General features: G+C 35.2%; 14 protein-coding genes and 1 pseudogene. 11 read left to right on the top strand and 4 right to left on the bottom strand.

Translation table 11 applies throughout. The annotated features are described in order from the left end of the window. The first annotated feature begins 70 nt into the window (after positions 1–70). The 8 genes from HRU49_RS05820 to HRU49_RS05855 all read left to right on the top strand — a co-directional run bounded on the left by HRU49_RS05820 (position 71) and on the right by HRU49_RS05855 (position 11,029). Positions 71–610 (top strand): TetR/AcrR family transcriptional regulator, encoded by a 540-nt coding sequence (locus HRU49_RS05820; protein ID WP_363146356.1) that lies wholly within the window; start codon positions 71–73, stop codon positions 608–610. 9 nt (positions 611–619) lie between these two features. Next, entirely contained in the window at positions 620–2,029 is a 1,410-nt protein-coding gene (locus HRU49_RS05825) for a TolC family protein (RefSeq protein ID WP_296355096.1), read from the top strand. 13 nt (positions 2,030–2,042) lie between these two features. Beyond that, the gene (locus HRU49_RS05830) at positions 2,043–3,215 is read left to right on the top strand and encodes an efflux RND transporter periplasmic adaptor subunit (RefSeq protein ID WP_296355098.1); all 1,173 of its coding nucleotides are present in this window, start codon (positions 2,043–2,045) and stop codon (positions 3,213–3,215) included. Between the two features lie 28 nt (positions 3,216–3,243). After that, positions 3,244–6,786 (top strand): efflux RND transporter permease subunit, encoded by a 3,543-nt coding sequence (locus tag HRU49_RS05835; protein WP_296355101.1) that lies wholly within the window; start codon positions 3,244–3,246, stop codon positions 6,784–6,786. A gap of 120 nt (positions 6,787–6,906) precedes the next feature. Then, on the top strand, positions 6,907–8,661 hold the full coding sequence (gene aspS / locus HRU49_RS05840) for an aspartate--tRNA ligase (RefSeq protein WP_296355103.1): 1,755 nt from the start codon (positions 6,907–6,909) through the stop codon (positions 8,659–8,661). Between the two features lie 45 nt (positions 8,662–8,706). Then, positions 8,707–10,488 carry a chloride channel protein gene (locus HRU49_RS05845; RefSeq protein ID WP_296355105.1) on the top strand — a complete coding sequence of 594 codons (1,782 nt, stop codon included), beginning with the start codon at positions 8,707–8,709 and terminating at the stop codon, positions 10,486–10,488. 13 nt (positions 10,489–10,501) lie between these two features. After that, positions 10,502–10,747 (top strand): hypothetical protein, encoded by a 246-nt coding sequence (locus HRU49_RS05850; RefSeq protein ID WP_296355107.1) that lies wholly within the window; start codon positions 10,502–10,504, stop codon positions 10,745–10,747. A gap of 90 nt (positions 10,748–10,837) precedes the next feature. Further along, positions 10,838–11,029, top strand: coding sequence for a cold shock domain-containing protein (locus HRU49_RS05855; protein ID WP_296355110.1), 192 nt, complete (start codon positions 10,838–10,840; stop codon positions 11,027–11,029). 50 nt (positions 11,030–11,079) lie between these two features. On the opposite strand, the gene HRU49_RS05860 is transcribed toward HRU49_RS05855, so the two are convergent. Both HRU49_RS05860 and HRU49_RS05865 read right to left on the bottom strand, forming a co-directional pair. Beyond that, the gene (locus HRU49_RS05860; RefSeq protein WP_296355112.1) at positions 11,080–11,529 is read right to left on the bottom strand and encodes a nucleoside deaminase; all 450 of its coding nucleotides are present in this window, start codon (positions 11,527–11,529) and stop codon (positions 11,080–11,082) included. A gap of 13 nt (positions 11,530–11,542) precedes the next feature. Next, positions 11,543–14,167 carry a T9SS-dependent M36 family metallopeptidase gene (locus HRU49_RS05865; RefSeq protein ID WP_296355114.1) on the bottom strand — a complete coding sequence of 875 codons (2,625 nt, stop codon included), beginning with the start codon at positions 14,165–14,167 and terminating at the stop codon, positions 11,543–11,545. Between the two features lie 240 nt (positions 14,168–14,407). Between HRU49_RS05865 and HRU49_RS05870 the strand changes: the two genes are divergently transcribed. Beyond that, on the top strand, positions 14,408–16,183 hold the full coding sequence (locus HRU49_RS05870) for a 1-deoxy-D-xylulose-5-phosphate synthase (protein WP_296355116.1): 1,776 nt from the start codon (positions 14,408–14,410) through the stop codon (positions 16,181–16,183). Here HRU49_RS05870 and HRU49_RS05875 read toward each other — a convergent pair. Continuing rightward, a complete protein-coding gene (locus HRU49_RS05875; protein ID WP_296355118.1) occupies positions 16,157–16,327 on the bottom strand; it encodes a hypothetical protein in 171 nt (56 codons plus the stop codon). The genes HRU49_RS05870 and HRU49_RS05875 overlap by 27 nt on opposite strands. Positions 16,328–16,406: 79 nt before the next feature. After that, on the bottom strand, positions 16,407–17,747 hold the full coding sequence (locus HRU49_RS05880) for a deoxyguanosinetriphosphate triphosphohydrolase (RefSeq protein ID WP_296355119.1): 1,341 nt from the start codon (positions 17,745–17,747) through the stop codon (positions 16,407–16,409). A gap of 235 nt (positions 17,748–17,982) precedes the next feature. Here HRU49_RS05880 and HRU49_RS05885 point away from each other — a divergent pair, with 235 nt between their 5' ends. Both HRU49_RS05885 and HRU49_RS05890 read left to right on the top strand, forming a co-directional pair. Beyond that, complete coding sequence (locus tag HRU49_RS05885) at positions 17,983–20,766, top strand: TonB-dependent receptor (protein WP_296355121.1); 2,784 nt, start codon at positions 17,983–17,985, stop codon at positions 20,764–20,766. A 26-nt stretch (positions 20,767–20,792) separates the two neighbouring features. Then, positions 20,793–21,255, top strand: a pseudogene (locus tag HRU49_RS05890) (multidrug transporter); the annotation flags it as partial.

Here is a 21,255-nt window from a genome sequence, read left to right on the forward strand (position 1 = left end):
GATTATGAGAGATAAAATAATACACAAATCAACAGAGCTGTTTCTTACACTTGGTTTTAAAAGTGTAACCATGGATGATATTGCCAACGAACTTGGAATCTCAAAAAAAACCATATATGTGCATTTTAGTAATAAAACAAAGTTGGTTGAAGCAGTGACATTTCATCTATTTGATACGATTTGTGATGGTATTGATGATATTTGCGATAATGCACCAAATCCCATTGAAGAATTGTATTCCATTAAAATGTTTGTGATGCAACATTTAAAGAATGAAAAAACCTCACCACAGTATCAGTTAAAGAAGTACTATCCTTTGATACACAGTCAATTAAAGTTTAAGCAGTTTGAAAAAATGCATAATTCGGTACAAGAGAGTCTACAACAAGGAGTAAATACTGGAGTATTTAGAGATAATATTGATGTTAATTTTATTTCAAGAATGTATTTCACTGGGATGACAGGCATTAAGGATAATATGTTCTTTCCACCTGAAGAATTTAACATGGAATATCTAATGGAAAGCTACCTAGAATACCACTTAAGAGCCATTGTAACGGAGAAAGGTTTTACCATATTAAATCAGTTTATAACAGAAAATCAATCATAAATATAAATCATGAAAAATACAGCAATTTTTCTATTACTAATCACCATTAGTTTTGGTTTTGCTCAAGATGTCCCGTCTACCTTTACATTGCAAGAAGCCATAGACTATGCACTAGAAAATAATCGACAAGCTAAGAATGCCTCTAGAGACATTGAAGCGGCAAAACAGCAAAAATGGGAAACAACAGCAACTGGATTACCCCAAATTAACGCCACAGTTAATTATCAAAACTTTTTAAAACAACAAGTATCCTTATTACCAAATGCCTTTTTTGATCCTTTTAGTCAGATCAGAAACCTAGATGAATATTATAGTGAATTGTCATCACCAACAGGTATTCCTGAAATTGAACCCGGTTTCACTGAGGTAATTTTTGGCACAAAGCAAAACGTCAATGCCACAGCAACTGTAAGTCAGCTATTATTTGACGGTTCCTATCTAGTTGGTCTTCAATCGGCAAAAGTATTTTTAGAAATTTCGAAGAATGCCAAAGACAAGACCGATCTTGAAGTTAGAAAGGGGGTTATAAATGCTTATGGCAATGTACTCTTATCTGAGGAGAGCGTTTTAATTTATGAAAAAAATATTACCGTACTTCAAAAGAACTTAGACGAAACAACCAAAATTTTTGAAAACGGTTTAGAAGAAGAAGAAAGTGTTGAGCAATTACAAATAACACTTTCCAACCTTGAAAGTAACTTAAATAATGCTAAAAGATTACGTGGTATAGCCTATCAAATGTTCAATATTACACTAGGTATTGATTATAATGCGGATGTTATCTTATCTGAAAATTTAGAGGACCTAACTCAAAAGAATATTTCATTAGAACCTTTAACTCAAGACAGTGATGTAACTGAAACCTTAGATTATAAAATAGCGGAAAATGATCGTAAATCTAAAGAACTCTTGTTAAAACTTGAAAAAAGTAAAGCCTTACCGCAATTAAGCGCCTTTATTAATGGAGGTTATTTAGGATTTTCAGATGAATTTACCTTCTTTGAAAACCAACAAGATTGGGCTGGATTTTCGTCTTTTGGTTTTAATTTAAACCTACCTATTTTTAGTTCGGGAGGTCGAAGTGCAGCTACACAGCGCGCTAAAATTAATCTTGAAAAATCTAAAGATGATCTTACTGAAACAGAGCAGCGTTTAAAGCTTGAAATTGCAACGGCCAAAAGCAACTACAAATTTGCAACTGAGGATTACTTTAACAAAAAACAAAATTTAGCTCTGGCCGAACGCATAGAACTTAAAAATGAAACAAAATTTTTTGAAGGTATAGGTTCGAGTTTCGAATTAAGGCAAGCTCAGACTCAACTTTATACTGCACAACAAGAGTTGTTACAAACTATGCTGAATGTTATTAGTAGTAAAGCAGAACTAGAAACCATTACAAACAACACATCCAACTTTTAAAAATCAATTGAAAATGAAAAATATAATCAAACTAAGCGTTGTAATCTTATTGTTAGTTTCATGTGCAGGAGATAACAAATCGATGGCAGTAGAAGATTTAGTTTCCTCTGGCAGCTTAGAGCAGTTACGTGCAAAAAAGACAGAATTAAGTGGGCAGCAACAACAAATAGACGCGCAATTAAAGGCCTTGGATGAAAAAATCAACGAACTAAACCCACAGTTAAAAGTACCATTAGTTACAACCATTACCACCAAAGAAATAAAATTTGAACATTTTGTTGAACTTCAGGGTAATGTTATGACTAAACAGAACATTGTTATCCATCCTGAGTACTCTGGTGTGCTAACTAAAGTGTATGTTCAAAAAGGAGAAACCGTTAGAAAAGGACAAGCGCTTGCAAAAATTGACGATGGTGGCTTAGGACAGCAACTCGCTCAAATGCAGATTCAAGCAGATTTAGCAAAAACAACTTTTGATCGTCAGAAACGTCTTTGGGATCAAAAAATAGGAAGCGAAATTCAATATTTGCAAGCAAAATCTAACTACGAGGCTCAACAAAAAGCTATTGCCCAAATGCAAAAGCAAATTGGTAAGACCATTGTTAGAGCACCATTCTCTGGAACTATTGATGACGTTATTACCGAACAAGGAACTGTTGTAAGTCCTGGACAATCCCAATTATTTAGGTTAGTAAATCTTGGTTCAATGTACATTGAAACAGATGTTCCTGAAAGTTATTTAACCAATGTTACCGTTGGAAAAAATGTTGAAGTAAATTTCCCAGTATTAAACCAAAACCTCACTGCTACAGTGCGCCAAGCAGGGAACTTTATTAACCCTGCGAATAGAACGTTTAAGGTTGAAATCGGAATTCCAAATAAAGACAAAAGTATAAAACCCAACCTTACGGCTAAACTTAGAATTAATGATTACACCAATGAAAAAGCCATTTTAATTCCGCAAAGTATTATTTCAGAAAATGCTGATGGAGAACAATACGTGTATATCGCAACAGCTAAAAACAAGAGTATTGCAGCAGTAAGTCGAGTCATCATTACTACTGGTAAAACACGAGGCGATGATATTGAAGTATTAACAGGTCTTGAAAATGGCGCACAGATCATTGAAGAAGGGGCACGAAGCGTTAAAGATGGACAAGAAGTTAAGATTCTTGAGGTAGAGTAAAACTAATTAATCAAAAAAGTCTATTAACATGACTGATAAACTAAAAAAAGTATATAAAGAATTTCACTTGGCATCCTGGGCAATTAATAATAAAACTACAATGTATGTGCTTATTGCAGTGATATTAATTCTAGGTACATCTGCCTACAGATCTATGCCAAGAGAAAATTTCCCTGAAATTAAGGAAACCAAAATTTACATCAGTACAATTTTTCCTGGAAACACTGCAGAAGATATTGAAAAACTGATTACAACACCGATTGAAGACAAAATTAAAACAGTAAGTAATGTTATTGAGATTAAATCTACATCACTCGAAGATTATTCAAGTATTGCAGTAGAATTTGATGAAAATATTACTGTAGAAGCCGCCAAACAAAAAATAAAGGATGAAGTTGATGTGGAAACATCAAGTGAGGATTGGCCAACATTTAACGGAGCTAAGGTTCAGCCTAATATTTTTGACCTCAGCATGTCCGAAGAAATGCCAATTCTTAATATTAATATCTCCGGAGACTATCCTGTCGATAAACTCAAATCATATGGAGAATATTTAGAAGATAAAATCGAAAGTCTTCCCGAAATAAAAGCTGTTGATATTCGTGGCGCTCAGGATAAAGAGGTTGAAGTTGCTGTTGACATCTATAAAATGATGGCAGCTAGAGTAAGTTTTAATGACATTACTAACTCTATTGCTAATGAGAATATGACCATATCTGCTGGAAATTTAATTTCGAGTGGACAACGAAGAACCATCCGTGTTATAGGTGAAATTGACACACCAAATGAACTCAAATCTTTTGTTGTAAAATCTGAGAATGGAAATGCGATATACTTAAAAGATATTGCGGAAATTAATTTTAGAGATGAGGATAAGACAACCTATGCTAGAGAGTTTGGTGCTGCTGTTGTAATGCTAGATGTAAAAAAACGTTCTGGAAAAAACATGGTTGCTGCTTCAGATCAAATAAAGGTTATCGTAGAGGATGCCATTAAAGACTATTTTCCAGCAGATTTAAGCGTCACTGTATCCAATGACCAGTCTTCGAAGACGATTGGTCAAGTTGATGACTTAGTCAATAATATCATTTTCGGAATTATCCTCGTTGTAACAGTTTTAATGTTTTTCCTAGGATTTAAAAATGCACTTTTTGTTGGGTTTGCTATCCCCATGTCCATGTTTATGTCCTTAATGATTCTAAATCTTTTAGGCTACACTATGAATACCATGATCTTATTTGGTTTAATTATGGGTCTTGGGATGTTAGTCGATAATGGAATTGTGGTGGTTGAAAATGTGTATCGCCTCATGGACCAAGAAGGCATGAGTCGAATGGAAGCCGCCAAAAAAGGGATTGGTGAAATTGCATTCCCAATTATCATCTCTACAGCAACGACTGTCGCAGCATTTATTCCATTAGGTTTATGGCCAGGTGTTATGGGACAGTTCATGAAATATTTCCCAATTACGCTATCTGTAGTGCTTGGCTCATCCCTATTTGTAGCGATCTTTTTCAACTCTGTGCTAGTATCGCGATACATGTCTACAGAAGACAAAGAAATGACCTTAAAACAAATCATTTCAATTTCTGCAGTTGTAGGTCTTATTGGATTACTCATCATTATTGTTGGTGGAGAATACAGAGCCTTAGGCAGTGTTATGGTGGTAACTGTAATTTTATTATGGGCGTATCGTCTGTTCTTAAGAAGCTGGGCAAATGGATTCCAAAACAAAATCCTCCCTCGTTGGGAACGTTTTTATGAGCGCATATTAAGGGGTGCATTAGGCGGTAAAAAACCAATTTTTATTGCCTTAAGCACGGCATTTTTATTGATACTTGCTATGGTTGGATTTGTTGCATCAATGATGAGCCAACGTACTAAAGTGGAATTTTTTCCTGATAATACCCCGAACCAAATTATTGTTTATATAGAGTATCCAGAAGGCACGGACATTAAGAAAACAAACGCCATCACAAAAGAAGTAGAACAACGTGTTTATACAATTATTAATGAAGAGGCCTATAAGCATCAAGATTATAATTTCTTAACAGAGAGTGCTGTGTCTCAAGTTGGGGAAGGGTCTGGTAACCCCATGACAGATGGAGGTTCTCAGGCAGAAATGCCACATCGCGGCAAGATTACGGCGACGATGCGGGAGTTTAAATTTAGAAAAGGTTCCGATAGTAATGAGTTGTATAAAAAGGTTCAGGAAAGTCTAAAAGACGTATACCCTGGAGTCACCATTTCTGTGGAAAAAGATCCAGTTGGACCACCTGCTGGAGCACCAATTAATTTAGAATTAACAGGTGAAGATTATGCAGAGTTAATTACTACTGCAGAAAAAATGCGTGACTATATTAATTCTAAAAGTATTGCTGGAATAGATGAACTTAAAATAGATGTTAACCGTTCCAAACCTTCAATGCAAGTTGTTGTCGATAGAGAAAAGGCTGGTGCGTTAGGAGTATCTGCAGGACAAGTAGGGCAACAATTACGTAATGCTGTATTTGGCGCTAAAGCTGGCATCTACAAAGAAGGTGGTGAAGACTATGACATCTACGTAAGATTTAATGAAGAAAATCGCTATAACAACAGTGCTATATTCAATCAGAAAATAACGTTTAGAGATATGGCATCAGGACGTATTAAGGAAATCCCTGTTTCTGCTTTGGCGTCGCAAAGAAACACCTCTGGATTTAGTGCTATAAAACACCGAAATACAAAACGTGTGGTAACGCTGTACTCGGCATTAGCGCCTGGTTATACTGATGCGGCAGCAATTGTTTCTGACGTTCAGGCTGTGATGGAAAACTTTAAAGAACAACCGTCAAGTGTTTCTGTTGACTATACAGGGCAGATTGAAGAACAGAACAAGCAGATGTCATTTTTAATGGGTGCATTTTTTGCTGGACTAGGATTAATTTTCTTCATATTAATCTTCCAATTTAACTCTGTATCCAAGCCTGCAATTATTATGCTTGCTATTTTCCTAAGTTTAATTGGTGTATTTGGAGGTTTAATAATTACAGGCTCAGCATTCGTAATCATGATGACCATGATGGGTATAATATCTCTTGCTGGAATTGTAGTAAATAATGGTGTAGTACTTTTAGATTACACGCAACTATTAATAGACCGTAAAAAAGTTGAGAACGATCTCGACGGTTCAGCCTACCTTCAAAAAGCGGATCTTTTAGAAGCTATTATCAAAGGAGGTAAAGCACGCCTTAGACCAGTTTTACTAACTGCAATTACTACAATTTTGGGTCTTATTCCGTTGGCTACTGGACTAAACATCAACTTCTTTACCCTGTTTAGTGAGTTTAATCCAAATATTTATGTCGGTGGTGATAATGTCATTTTCTGGGGACCTTTGGCTTGGACAGTCATCTATGGATTATTCATAGCAACATTCCTTACATTAATCGTAGTTCCAATCTTATTTTATTTAGTGACACGACTAAAAATGCGTTTGTATAAAAATAGAGTAGGATTAATAACAATGAGTGAGGAAACTGAAGAACATATTCAACTAGATGACCATATTCAACTAGCCTTGGACAAATAATAAACTTTATATATTCATTTTTATAAAGTGATTAATAGCGAGAAAAGCCTCAACAATAGTTGGGGCTTTTTAAGTAATTATCCTTTAAGTTGATTAAATTTGCAGGATTAATTTTTGAATATGTATAGAAGTCATAATTGCGGTGAATTACGAGCTGCTCACAATAATAAAGAAGTTACTTTAGCTGGTTGGGTTCAAGGTGTAAGAGATAAAGGATTTATGATCTATGTCGATCTGAGAGATCGATATGGAATTACGCAATTGTATTTTGATGAGGATCAGTCTGCGAAAGACCTTATGCAAAAGGCTCAGAAGTTAGGACGTGAATTTGTAATTCAAGTAAAAGGTAAGGTTCAAGAACGCGCTTCAAAAAATCCTAATATTCCAACAGGAGATATTGAAGTATTGGTTTCAGAGTTAAACATTCTAAACAATTCAATTGTTCCACCATTTACTATCGAGGACGACACTGATGGTGGAGATGATTTACGTATGAAATACCGTTATCTCGATATTCGTCGTAATCCAGTAAAAGAAAGTTTAATCTTTAGACATAAAGTTGCACAAGCTGTCCGTAATTATTTATCTAGTGATGGTTTTATTGAGGTAGAAACACCCTATCTCATTAAATCTACTCCAGAAGGCGCACGCGATTTTGTGGTACCATCACGAATGAACGAAGGTCAGTTTTATGCGCTACCACAATCACCACAGACCTTTAAGCAACTGCTTATGGTTGGTGGATTGGACAAATACTTTCAAATTGTAAAGTGTTTCAGAGATGAAGACTTACGTGCTGATCGCCAACCAGAGTTCACACAAATAGACTGTGAAATGGCTTTTGTAGAGCAAGAAGATATCTTAAATACGTTTGAAGGTTTAACTCGTCATCTATTAAAAGAAATTAATGGTGTTGAGGTAGACAAATTCCCTAGAATGCTATATGAAGACGCCATGCGCTTATATGGTAACGACAAACCAGACATTCGTTTTGGGATGCAATTTGGAGCGCTAAACGAGGTTGTAAAACACAAAGAATTAAATGTGTATAAAAATGCAGAACTCGTTGTAGGCATCGCTGTTCCTGGCGGAAATTCTTATACGAGAAAAGAAATTGACAAACTCATTGATTGGGTGAAACGTCCACAAGTAGGAGCTTTAGGAATGGTTTATTGTAGATGTAACGATGATGGTACTTTTAAATCATCCGTTGACAAATTTTATGACCAAGAAGATTTAGCAAAGTGGGCACAAGTTACTGGCGCAAAAGCAGGAGATCTTATTTGTGTACTTTCTGGAGAAACCAATAAAGTGCGTGCGCAATTAAGTGCCTTACGTATGGAATTGGCTGAGCGTCTAGGTTTACGTAAGCCAAATGAATTTGCACCACTTTGGGTTATGGACTTTCCGCTTTTAGAGTGGGATGAAGAGACAGAACGTTATCATGCCATGCATCATCCGTTTACTTCTCCAAAACCAGGTCAACTAGAGCTGTTAGACTCAAAACCAGGTGAGGTTAAAGCCAATGCTTATGATTTAGTTTTAAATGGCAATGAAATTGGTGGTGGATCAATCCGTATTCATGATAAAGCCACACAAGCGGTTATGCTAAAACATCTTGGGTTCTCGGATGAAGAGGCTAGAGCACAATTTGGCTTTTTAATGGATGCCTTTGAATATGGCGCACCTCCTCACGGCGGCATTGCGTTTGGACTTGATAGATTAGTTGCAATTTTAGGAGGGCAAGAAACAATTAGAGATTTTATTGCCTTTCCAAAGAATAACTCAGGGCGTGATGTTATGATAGATGCACCTGCGCCTATAGATGAAGAACAGCTCGATGAGCTCAATCTTAAGTTGAATTTAAAATCATAACTATCAAATCCTGCTTCTTGCAGGATTTTTTGTTAGATTTAAGCAATGCCAACGGAATCAAAATTTTTTAAACGCTTGCTCATTTGGAGGCATAAGCACATATCAGAGAAAAATTTTGTCTTTTTACTAAGTCTAATTATTGGATTACTTGCTGGACTTATCTCGGTGTTTATTAAAAACATCACCTTCGCCATTGAAGCAGTTTTTGAACAGGGTATTATTCATTCAGAAAATAGTATTTATTTTATTTTACCAATTATTGGGTTATTCCTTGTCTATCTGTTTGCAAAGTATATTTCAAAGCAACCAAGTGAACACGCTATACCCTCTATTTTATATGCTTTATCTAAACGCGATGGCATTATTAGTAAGCGTAAAACCTATTTACCTTTAATAACCGCACAACTTACTGTAGGATTTGGAGGGTCGGTTGGATTATTAGGGCCAGACATTCTATCGTCATCTGCTTTAAGTTCAAATATAATTCGGCTTTTACATATAGATCGGAAGATGCGTAGTTTACTTATCGCATGTGCTGCAGCAGGTGCTATAGCATCCATTTTTAAATCACCTATAGCCGCTATTATTTTCGCTATCGAAGTTTTTAGTCTCGACTTAACCTTCGCATCTTTATTACCCTTGCTCATGGCATCAGTTTCATCAGTAATAACATCCTATTTTTTCTTAGGAGACTCTGTTCTGTTCGATTTTAATGTTACTGACCGTTTCGCAATTAAAGACACTTTATTTTATTTACTATTAGGTATTGCAACTGGAACAGCCTCTATTTATTTCTCGAAAATTTACTTTGGAGTTACATCGATATTCAACAGAATCAAATCCACAAGATATAAACTAATTGTAGGTGGTTTGGCAATTGGTATTATGCTTTTCTTTATCCCGCCACTTTATGGTGAAGGTTTTGGATTTATAAATAATCTCATGCTTGGAAATGATATTGAAGCCTTAGGCAATACTCCTTTTGATAAACATTTGGACAATATCTGGATTGTAATAGGATTATTATTTGGAATCACCATTTTTAAAGCGATTGCCATGACCACAACCTTTGCTGCAGGTGGTACCGGTGGAATTATTATCCCGACATTAGTTATGGGTAGTGCTCTTGGTAATGTTGTTGCTAAGGTTATTAATAATTGTGGTTTAGGGTTTAATGTATCTGAAGCCAATTTTACTTTAATTGGCATGGCTGGACTAATTGCTGGTGTATTACATGCGCCTTTAACTGCTATATTCTTAATTGCTGAAATCACTGGAGGTTACGAACTATTCGTACCACTAATGATTACAGCATCTATGTCATTTATTATAAATAAAAATGGTTTGGACCATACGATCTATACCAAAGAGCTTTTAGAAAGAGGTGCTTTAATAACTCAAAACAAAGACAAAAGTATACTTACTCTAATGAAACTAGATACGGTTATAGAACAAAATTTTATAAAGTTACAGCCTAGCATGACCTTAGGAGAAATGCTCAAAGAAGGGGTTTCCAAGTCAAATAGAAATTTGTTTCCTATTACGGATAATAAGGATAATTTAGTGGGCATTATTTTACTTGATGATATACGATCTGTGATGTTTGAGCAGGCACTTTATAATTCAACAACAGTAGAAACCTTTATGCAAAGGCCACCTGAAATTATCTATTATGATGAAGACTCTATGGAACGGGTAATGACAAAATTTCAAACCTCGGGTGCATGGAATTTACCTGTAATTAAAAATAACAAATACTATGGATTTATTTCTAAATCCAAATTACTCACCGCCTATCGTAAAGAATTGATTAATTTTACATCATAAAACGTACCTTCAAATGAAACCAATTCATAGTGTTACTCTAATTGCTTTTATTGCTTCTATTGGGAGTATATTTTGCGGCTTTATTCTAGAGGTTGAGTACTCACAAAAACTCATCGGCTTTGGAGTGCTAGGTTTATTTTTAGTGGTTTTCCCATTATTTTCTTATTACCGATGGAAAGGAAAAAACGTTAATGATTACATGTTAACCAAGGAAAATCTTGAAAAAATGCGTGAAAATCAGAAGCAGAACGAACATTAAGAAAATGTAACTTTTTGAAATAAAAGACGTTATTTCCTTTGATTGAAATAATAAGCCTTACCTTTACACTTTAATTTTTATTTATTTATAATGACTGGAACAGTTAAATTTTTCAATGATTCCAAGGGATTTGGATTCATTACCAACAAGGAAACAGGCAAAGACATCTTTGTGCATGTATCAAATCTAAACGGTATCGAATTACGCGAAGGCGATAATGTAGAGTATACAGAAGAAGAAGGAAGAAAAGGCATGGTAGCTGCAAATGTGCAAGTACTATAATTATATAGCTTACAAGTTTCAACGCCCAACAATAGTTGGGCGTTTTTTATTTAATTAAGATTGCGTTTTTCTATTAAAAAGCGTTTCAACAAGGTTGACGCTTCATCCGCAAGAACACCACTAACAACTTTCGTCTTTGGATGTAATTTAGTTCCTAGAGTATTATAACCGCGTTGCTCATCAGAAGCCGCGTAAACGAGTTTGGAGATTTGGCTCCAATACAAAGCACCAGCACACATCTGGCATGGCTCCAAGGTTACATACAAAGTACAATTGGTTAAATATTTTCCTCCCAAAAAATTTGCTGCCGAAGTTATTGCTTGCATTTCAGCATGTGCAGTAACATCGTTCAATAATTCAGTAAGATTATGTGTCCTTGCAATGATCCTGTCTTTCACAACAATAACAGCACCAACAGGAATTTCGCCCTTTTCATAAGCTACTTCCGCTTCTTGTAATGCTTTCCGCATGAAGTATGTGTCATCAAAAGGGCTAATCATATTTTAAAACACCTTAGTTCTTAATAACTTTTTCTACAAAATTGAAGTTCTCACCACTGATTGATAAAATATAAATACCATCTTGGAGATTCGCAGTATTAATTGAAATAGTATCAATTAAATTACGCTTTATGTTCAGTACCTCTCTTCCATTCAAATCTGTTAGTTTAATCGTCGCATTTCCTAAACTAACCTTTGTCGAAATAGACAATTCTGTTTGTGTTGGATTAGGATACACTTCCAAAGTATTACTAGAAAACTCTTCAACACTTAAACTAGAACAATTTGCTAAGGATGGATCTGTACTTGGTGGCACTGAAAAATCTTCTACCTGATCTGATCTAGAACCCGATGAACCTTGTGTAGCATTCAGTCCAAGTCCTCGGGCAGCGAACACTTCCCAAATCATACATTGATCTTCTCCTCCCATAGCCGCGTCTGCAGCTAATAGTGCATCTCGTCCATCTATAAATCCTGGCTGACATGGTTGAAGCTTTAAACCATCTGTAACCAGCTGGATTACTTTGTTATTTCCACCTGTTCCGTTATAAAGATCAGGATCAAATCCATATTTATCAATGTACGCCCATGTTAAATCCCACAAAACAGTGGCCCAAACAAATCCAACACCATGTGGTACGGATAACCCAGGGTTATTTGTATCGCCGTACGTAAATCCATTAACAACTAAATCTGGACTGTAGCGTGCAGGTCTAATACCACCTCCAGTAGTTGGCTGGCTAACTGCGAATGTTCCTATACCTCTTGCATCACCAGGTGAATCAGATGCACTCATAGTTATCATTAATCCGAACCAATCAGACCATCCTTCACCCATTTGTTCTTCATTAAACAGACAACCTGCAGCACCTGCTCCACCAGTCAATCTTGTTGAAATTCCATGGCCATATTCATGTGCAACAATACCATTATCAAAATCACCATCAATTAAAAATGGACCATTATTTGCTAAAGTTGCAGACAGGGTTTGTCCTCCTAATAAGGCTGCTATAATGGCTTCACCATCAGTTTGATTTACCATAATTGAAGGAATCGTAACTTGATTTCCAACGGCACCACCACCCATAGTAATGGTAGCACCAGGTTCATTATTAACAATCACAGCTGCAACAGCTCCGGCATTTTCAGCAGCTCTTACTTTAAAACCAAATTCGCAAGAACCCCTTCTTATAACCGCAATACTACCATTTAAGGCTCCTGTATTGGTCAATGGATCACAAGCATCATTTACATCTGGAGTAAAGTCTGAGGCAAGTGCTAAATTAGCTGTAATTGGTGTGGTTGTTAATCCACTTCCAAATGTGGCTTCACTACCGTCATAACTTCCTGCCACAGTTCCATTATTAATGGTTAGAGGTTCATTTAATCCCCCTGACGGTGTCCATAAGAACATTGTCATCGTTGGATTTTGCCCATCAGGTGGAGTTCCGAAAGTAGCATTGTTTTGCCCGCTTCCATCTTGAGCATCTGCATTAACAGAATCACTACCAACACCCATTCCTGTATAATTTGTTTCTTGGAAATTTCCTGATGCTTCGTCAAAACCATAATGATGCCAGATATCATGCATCATATTATTGGTATAAAACAGATTTGTAACCGAAACATCTTCATAATTTTCAGGTGGTTGATTTATATCTAAAGGAAAATCGAAGTTTAAAGCATTTGTTCCATCAGGTGAAAAACCAATTGTGAACGGTAAACCATCTCTATCTTCTTGAGCCCACACATTGTTACCTCTAGTTACTGTATGCTCTGGTCCTGCAATACCGTTAGTATCATGCCACCCAAATGGAGAGGCAGAAGGACTTGCTGGGTTAACAACTATTTGACGAGAACCATGATTAGGACTTTCGACTGGAAGTGCAAATACGTTATACCTTGCTCCATCAACTAACATTGAAGAGGAGGAATTGACAACATCGAAAAAGTTCGTATCTATCTCTTGCCTTTCATGTGTATGAGGCTCACCAAAATCGCAACTCAACACTAAATTATTTACATCAAGTAACTCACTAGTCGCTGCATCTATTCTCGCACTGTACCAATGGGTATTATCACTTGCGTAAATAATGACGTCCCAAGCTAATTTTAATTGGTCATTTACTTGAGCATAAACCAGTTCTACAGGAATATTCCTAGTTGATACATTTCCATTAGAAAATTCATAGGCATAACCTTCTTTAGAAAGTTGCGTTAAATTCTCTGGCGTACCAAGTCCAAAATGGTTTGCTAGGGTCTGAATGGCAGATGCTGGAGTTAATTGAGGGGCATTTGAATTAGCCTTTGCAGAAATATCAGAAATTAATCGATTTGCATAATACTGGATCGCACGATCTTTAATAGCAACCGTAGAAATAGCATTGTAAATTCTAATCCCTTCATAGGCTTGATTAATATAGACATACGTCAAACCATTACTTCTAGAGTAAGATTTATTATTAATTACAATTTCTTCAAAATCTTTAGTGTCTAAATTCATCTCTCCTTTATGTTCATCTAAATAGGACGCAATAATCGCCTCTATTTCTGAGATTTGTAAATTATTCTGACTATAAACAAACGAAGATGTTAATGAAAGACATAAAAAGGTCTGTAGAAGGTATTTTCTAATCATAGCAATTAAATAATGTTTAATTAATAATGTATGTCGAAGTGACAGCACATTATATACAATTTGTTTTTTTCAAAAATAAGGAATCATTAAGGAATTATAAAATATTACCACTATTACCTAATGAATTGAAAATTATATACAAGTTTTATTGAATTCGTGATAAAATAGAATTGCTCATTACTAAATAAAGTCTTACCAAATTCTGTCTTTTTAAATTTAAAAGAGCCTTACCTTTACAAGGTGGAATTTTCAGGCTTAGAACATATAAATTTTCCTAAGGATCTTCGCAAGATCAATATAAAAGAGCTCCCTAATGTTGCTCAAGAACTGCGTGATTTTATAATAAATATCGTCGCAACTAAAGAAGGTCATCTAGGAGCGAGCTTAGGTGTTGTTGAGTTGACTGTAGCATTACATTATGTTTTTAATACCCCAAATGATCTTCTTGTTTGGGATGTTGGTCACCAAGCTTACGGCCACAAAATATTAACTGGACGTAAACATGTCTTCGAAACCAATAGACAACTTAATGGTATTAGCGGCTTTCCAAAACGTGAAGAAAGTGAATACGATACTTTTGGTGTTGGTCATTCCTCAACAGCAATTTCTGCCGCATTAGGTATGGCCATTGCCTCTAAGCTTAAAGGCGAAGCCAGAAAACATCATATTGCTGTGGTTGGTGACGCATCAATAGCTAGTGGTATGGCCTTTGAAGGTTTAAACCATGCCGGAGTAACAAATGCTAACTTACTTGTTATATTAAATGATAATGCTATTGGTATTGATCCGAGTGTAGGTGCTTTAAAACAATATTTAACCAACGTAAAAAAAGGCACACAAAAACAAGACAATATTTTTGAGGCTTTAAATTTTAGCTATTCAGGCCCTATTGATGGTCATGATCTACCGCTGTTGATTTCAGAACTTGAACGATTAAAAAATATTCAAGGCCCAAAATTTCTGCATGTCATAACAACTAAAGGAAAGGGCTTAAAGCAGGCCGAAGAAAATCAAGTAAAATATCATGCGCCAGGTAAATTTGATGCTAATACTGGTGAATTGATTCCTAAATCAAACACTGGGCAACCATCAAAATATCAAGATGTCTTTGGAGAAACCATTGTAGAACTTGCTTTAAAAAATGAACGTATTATTGGTATAACACCTGCTATGCCAACAGGGAGTTCTTTAAAATTTATGATGGATAAAATTCCTGATCGTGCTTTTGATGTTGGCATTGCAGAACAACATGCTGTTACATTAGCCGCAGGAATGGCGACGCAAGGATTGATACCGTTTTGCAATATTTACTCCACTTTTTTACAAAGAGCTTACGATCAAGTTATTCATGACGTTGCCTTACAGAAGTTACCTGTTGTATTTTGTTTAGATAGAGCTGGTTTAGTAGGTGAAGATGGAGCAACACATCATGGAGTATTTGATTTGGCTTATCTTAATTGTATACCGAATATGATCATTTTTGCGCCAAGAGACGCTATCGCCTTAAGAAATATGATGTATACGGCTCAGTTAGGTATTGACTTTCCTATTGCTATTCGTTATCCAAGAGGAAAAGGTCATGTCTTAAATTGGAAGGTTCCATTTAAAAAGCTTGAAATAGGAAAAGGTGAACGTTTAAAAAAGGGACATGACATGGCTATACTGTCTGTTGGAACCATTGCAAAAAATATTGAAGATGCCATTGTAGACGTTGATGTTTCTCATTACGACTTGCAATTTGTTAAACCTTTGGATGAAAAACTATTACATCATATCTGTAGCTCTTATAGCATCATAATAACTGTAGAAGATGGTACTATAAAAGGTGGCTTTGGAAGTTCCGTATTAGAATTTGCCAACAAAAACAACTACAAGCTTCCCGTACATATCCTTGGTATAAAAGATAATTTTGTTGAGCATGGTACGGTGGCTCAACTTCAAGAAAGTCAAGCATTAAGCGTTTTAGCTATTAGACAAAAAGTTGAAGCCTTACTCCTCCTTCTCAACAATAGCTAAATCAGTTTGCTGCTCTATCTGATCGACTTGAGCTGCTTCTGGAATAGACGGCTGTTTTTGAGTATTCGAAATATCATCTAGCATCAATAGGCAAGTCAAGACAACCATAAAAATGACTAAGCCCCCAAGTATATTATTTTTCATAAGTAGGTTTTTAAAGCTGATTATGAGATAAATAAAAACAATATGTCGTTAAAAAACAAATTTAATCGATGAAACGCACTTATAAAACCTGCCCTTTTAGCTTTTGATGTAAGAGCATGGCATTTGTATCGGATAGTTTAGAGATGTGCAAACATACCGAAAGTAGATTATCGTAAAGGGATTCTTGCTGAAGATTTACCGTCTCTGGTAATAGGTTTAATAACAGATAATCGTAATCTGATATCCGATTTAAATAGCAATGATGCGCTAATCTTCCATAGGTATTTAACAACTGATTTAAAATTTCATATCCTGCAATTTCCTTATCAATCACCTCCTTAGAACGGTAAACGTTCTTGATACTTAATTGAATAATATCAGCAATCTGAGCTTTGTATTGACTCACATCAAGTAAAGCTGTTTCAAATTGTCCAGATAATATGGCCTCTTCGTGTTTCATAAAGATTGAAACTGCTTCATCAATTAATGCACTAATGGCCAGAGCACGCAAATAACTCACACGTTCTTGCGTTGTGCTTAAGGCATTGTAATTCTCAGTAATAATTTTACCCTTAACTAACTTTATTAAATATTCCAAGGCGTAATCTTCATCTATAAGACCAAGGTTTATGCCGTCTTCAAAATCAATAATCGTATAACAAATATCATCTGCAGCTTCCACCAAATAAGCCAGTGGATGTCTATTGTAATTGATATGCTCACGACTTCTACTAATTAAACCTAATTCCTGAGCGACTTCAATAAACATGTCTTTTTCACTTTGGAAAAAACCATACTTTTTATCTACAATATGTGATGTTGGCTTCTTGGGTAGGGATTCTTTAGGATACTTCATAAAGGCACCAAGTGTTGCATAACTTAAACGCAGCCCACCTGTTCTTCCCGCTCGACTCTCAGTTAAAATTTTAAACCCATTAGCATTACCTTCAAAATCACATAAATCTTCGTATTCTTTGTCCGTTAACTGGGTTTTAAATTTTGCTCCTTCACCATTTTTAAAATAGGCACCAATGGCGTTTTCTCCAGAATGTCCAAACGGAGGATTTCCAATATCATGTGCTAATGCTGCAGCAGCCACAATAGCACCAAAATCATTAATTTTATAGCCGTGTACATTTTCTAAATGTGGGTGTTTTTGCAGTAACAGCTTACCAACCTTACGTCCTAAAGAACGGCCAACAACGCTTACTTCTAAACTATGCGTAAGTCGCGTGTGTACAAAATCAGTTTTAGATAATGGAACAACTTGCGTCTTATCTTGAAGACTTCTAAACTCAGAAGAGAAAATAATACGATCGTAATCTACCTCGAATCCTAGGCGTGTTTCATCCTGTTCTTTTCTAATCCTTTTATTAGTATCACCGAATCGTTTTAGTGAGAGTAGTTGTTCCCAATGCATGGTCTAAAATTTATAAGCTGCAAGATAGATAATTTGATATAGAATCGAATAGTAAATTCTAGGTCCAAATACCTTAATTCTAATGTTAACAAATTGTTTCCTTAACATAAATACGCTTAATACTCAGCTCACAGTATTCTCACCTTTTCATTGCAAATCTTTAATTATTGTGTAACCTCTAAATAAGATTATCAAACTTTCTTTGCAGCATCAATTTTATAGACAAATGAGAAGTTTGAAATTTTTAATATTATTTCTTCTAACAACAGTTAGTTTTGCCCAAAATACTGGCTCAATTGCAGGTAAACTAACCGATAAAGAATTTAATGATGAGCCGTTACCATTTGCTAATGTTCTTATCAAAGGTACGACCACTGGTACAACCTCAGATATAGATGGTTTATACATTTTTGATGAACTAGAACCAGGTACCTATACATTAATATTTAGTTTTGTTGGTTATGAAACTCAAGAAATCGTAGCAGAAGTTATTGCTGGTCAAAAAACAACAGTTAATGTTTCTATGGGAGCTACTGCAGCAGCCTTAGACGAAGTTGTTTTAGAGAATGTAACTACAAGAAAAGAGAGTGAAGCGGCAGTTTTATTAGAACAGAAAAAAGCAGCTACAATTCAAACAAAAATTGGAGCTGTTGAGCTTTCTAAAAAAGGTGTTGGAGATGTAGCAACAGGTTTAACTAAAGCTACTGGTATATCAAAAGAGAGCGATAAACTTTATGTTAGAGGATTAGGTGATAGATATAATACAGCCTACTTAAATGGCTTACCAATCCCTTCTTTAAATCCTAAACTTAAGCTTTTAGATTTAGGAATTTTTCCAACTAAAATTGTTGAAAATTTAGGAATTTATAAAGCCTATTCATCGCACTTATATGGTGATTTTGCTGGTGCGAGTGTTGACATTAATACTAAAGACAGACCAGGTAAAAAACTATTAGAAATAGGATTTGGATCCGGAGTTAATACAACTGCAATATCAAATGATTTCTTTTTGCTTGATGGAGGTAAATACGATTTTTATGGGCTTGATGATGGTTCTCGATTTGCAACACCATTATTAAACATTCCATATTACACATACAACAGTAATGATATTGAATACTATCCGTTCTCAACAGGATTTAATCCTGAACAAAGATTAGACGGTCCAAATGTTAATGCCAACATTTTAGCTGGTCATAATTTTAACACTGGAGAATCTAGTACACTAAATTTATTATTATCGGCATCATTTAGTAATGGACATGAAGCTACAATCAATGGTTTCGAAACTGTATTGAATAATCAAGGTGAGTTAGATCAAGGATCATTTGCCTTTAATTATGACAGATATAGATATACAACCAATACTACGGTTCTTGGAAGTGCTTCATTTAGATGGAACTCTAACAACACAATTACTGCAACAACATTATTTGTTAATGATACTGAAGACGAATTAAGAGAATTCTTTGGAGTATCTGGTGAGAATAATGAGCTCAATACATTTGTGCGTAGAGGAACTTTCCAACAGAATAACTTATTTACACAGCAGTTAACTGGTAATCATAAGTTTGAAGAAGGAAAATACGAGCTTAATTATGGTGGTGCTTATAATAAAGCCCTTGGTTATATTCCAGACAGAAGACAGTTATTCTTTTCTGAAAGACAAGATGGATCAATAGTTTTAGGAAACTTCAGAAATACAAACGATAGTGATAACCAGAGATTTTACCAAGAACTTAATGAAGATGATTATTCAACAAAAGTTTCTTTTGATATTAACTTCTCTAAAGATGAAGATGATGTATTCAAAAACAAATTAACTCTTGGAATTAATACTAGAACTAAGACAAGAGACTTCGAAGCTCAGCAAATCAACTATATTTTTGATGCCAATAATACCGTTGTAGAGTTAGATAATCCAGACGCTTTTTTAAATGAAGAAAACCTTTTAAATGATGTGTATAGTGTTATTGAAGTAACGCGTCCACAGAATGCTTACGAAGCAGACTTAAATAATTTTGCTAGTTACGCCCTATTAAAATGGCAATTAACATCAAAAGTGGTAGTAAATACAGGAATAAGAGTAGAAGATTTTGAGCAAAATGTTTTCTACAAGGATCCTGTTACAAGTGAGGATGCTACTGGAACTATTGATAAATTCTTTGTTTTACCAAGCTTAGACGTTAAATACACTATCAATGAAAAGACGAATTTAAGAGTTGCGGCAAGTAAATCGGTTACACTTCCATTATTTACTGAAACGGCACCCTTCTTAGACGAAGATGTAAATGAGTTTACGATTGGTAATCCAGATTTAGAAAATTCTGATAACTATAATTTTGATGTCAAGTATGAATTTTTCCCAAGAAATGGTGAAGTATTCTCTATAACCGCATTTGGTAAATACTTAGATAAACCAATTGAAAAAATCAGAATTGCATCCGCAAACAACAACAACTCTTTTGTTAATTCTGATAATGCGAAGATTTTTGGTGGAGAAATCGAATATAGACAACAGTTAAACAACATCTTTACAAATGAAAATGATGAAGGAGTATTAAGTAATTTATCCTTAGGTCTTAATGCTACAGTAATGTACACTAAAGTAGTTATTGATCCTTCAGTTACTGTTTTAAATGCATCGATTGCTCCTACAAACCTAGAACGTAAATTACAAGGTGCATCTCCTTATATCTTTAATGCAGACATTAACTTTTCTAAAGAAATTGGAAAGCATAACATCTCTTCTACGTTAGACTTCAACTATTTTGGAGACAGAATCTATTCTGCAGGTGGTAACGGTGTTGGCGACATTTTCGAAAAAGGATTCGGCACGTTAAACTTCAATTTTAAAGACACTATAAACGAACATTGGGAGATAGGCTTATCAGCTAAAAACATTTTAAATCCAACAATAGATCGTTACCAAGATCAAGAAGACTTAAACCAAGAACTTACAGTTAGTTCTTATAAAATCGGAGCTAATCTAAGCTTAGGTTTTACATATAAATTTTAAAAAATAATACAATCAAAATCGAAACTATGAAAACTACAAAACAAATCATTAAAGGAGCTATTGCAGTATTGGTTCTTATATTACAAGGCTGTACTATTAATGAAGAATCTATAGGCGATGTTACAATCAATCTAGGTGGAGGTAATAATGGTAACACATGCATTCAACTTTCTGGCGAAATTGATTCCGACCTTATCTTAACATCAGATAACTGTTACGAATTAGTTGGTGGTGTTTCTGTATTAGACGGAGTTACTATTACAATAGAAGCTGGAACAAGGATCGTTGCAGGACAAACTACAGACGGAATTTATTCATATTTATTAATCAATCAAGGAGCGACAATAATTGCAGAAGGTACTGCTTCACAACCAATCGTATTTACATCTAATCAAGCGACACCAAATCCTGGAGACTGGGGAGGTTTAATAATAGCAGGTAGAGCACCAATCAATAGAGGTGAAACTGCTACTGCTGAGGTTGCTAATA

It is taken from the genome of Winogradskyella sp., from assembly GCF_013213975.1.
In the GTDB taxonomy this organism is placed as follows: domain Bacteria; phylum Bacteroidota; class Bacteroidia; order Flavobacteriales; family Flavobacteriaceae; genus Winogradskyella.

What these genes read in the sequence shown, in the direction of transcription:
- HRU49_RS05855 (WP_296355110.1), top strand. Translation starts at nt 10,838, where the DNA reads ATGACTGGAACAGTTAAATTTTTCAATGATTCCAAGGGATTTGGATTC.
- HRU49_RS05845 (WP_296355105.1), top strand. Translation starts at nt 8,707, where the DNA reads ATGCCAACGGAATCAAAATTTTTTAAACGCTTGCTCATTTGGAGGCAT.
- HRU49_RS05830 (WP_296355098.1), top strand. Translation starts at nt 2,043, where the DNA reads ATGAAAAATATAATCAAACTAAGCGTTGTAATCTTATTGTTAGTTTCA.
- HRU49_RS05820 (WP_363146356.1), top strand. Translation starts at nt 71, where the DNA reads ATGGATGATATTGCCAACGAACTTGGAATCTCAAAAAAAACCATATAT.
- HRU49_RS05880 (WP_296355119.1), bottom strand. Translation starts at nt 17,747, where the DNA reads ATGCATTGGGAACAACTACTCTCACTAAAACGATTCGGTGATACTAAT.
- HRU49_RS05850 (WP_296355107.1), top strand. Translation starts at nt 10,502, where the DNA reads ATGAAACCAATTCATAGTGTTACTCTAATTGCTTTTATTGCTTCTATT.
- HRU49_RS05825 (WP_296355096.1), top strand. Translation starts at nt 620, where the DNA reads ATGAAAAATACAGCAATTTTTCTATTACTAATCACCATTAGTTTTGGT.
- HRU49_RS05875 (WP_296355118.1), bottom strand. Translation starts at nt 16,327, where the DNA reads ATGAAAAATAATATACTTGGGGGCTTAGTCATTTTTATGGTTGTCTTG.
- aspS (WP_296355103.1), top strand. Translation starts at nt 6,907, where the DNA reads ATGTATAGAAGTCATAATTGCGGTGAATTACGAGCTGCTCACAATAAT.
- HRU49_RS05865 (WP_296355114.1), bottom strand. Translation starts at nt 14,167, where the DNA reads ATGATTAGAAAATACCTTCTACAGACCTTTTTATGTCTTTCATTAACA.
- HRU49_RS05835 (WP_296355101.1), top strand. Translation starts at nt 3,244, where the DNA reads ATGACTGATAAACTAAAAAAAGTATATAAAGAATTTCACTTGGCATCC.
- HRU49_RS05860 (WP_296355112.1), bottom strand. Translation starts at nt 11,529, where the DNA reads ATGATTAGCCCTTTTGATGACACATACTTCATGCGGAAAGCATTACAA.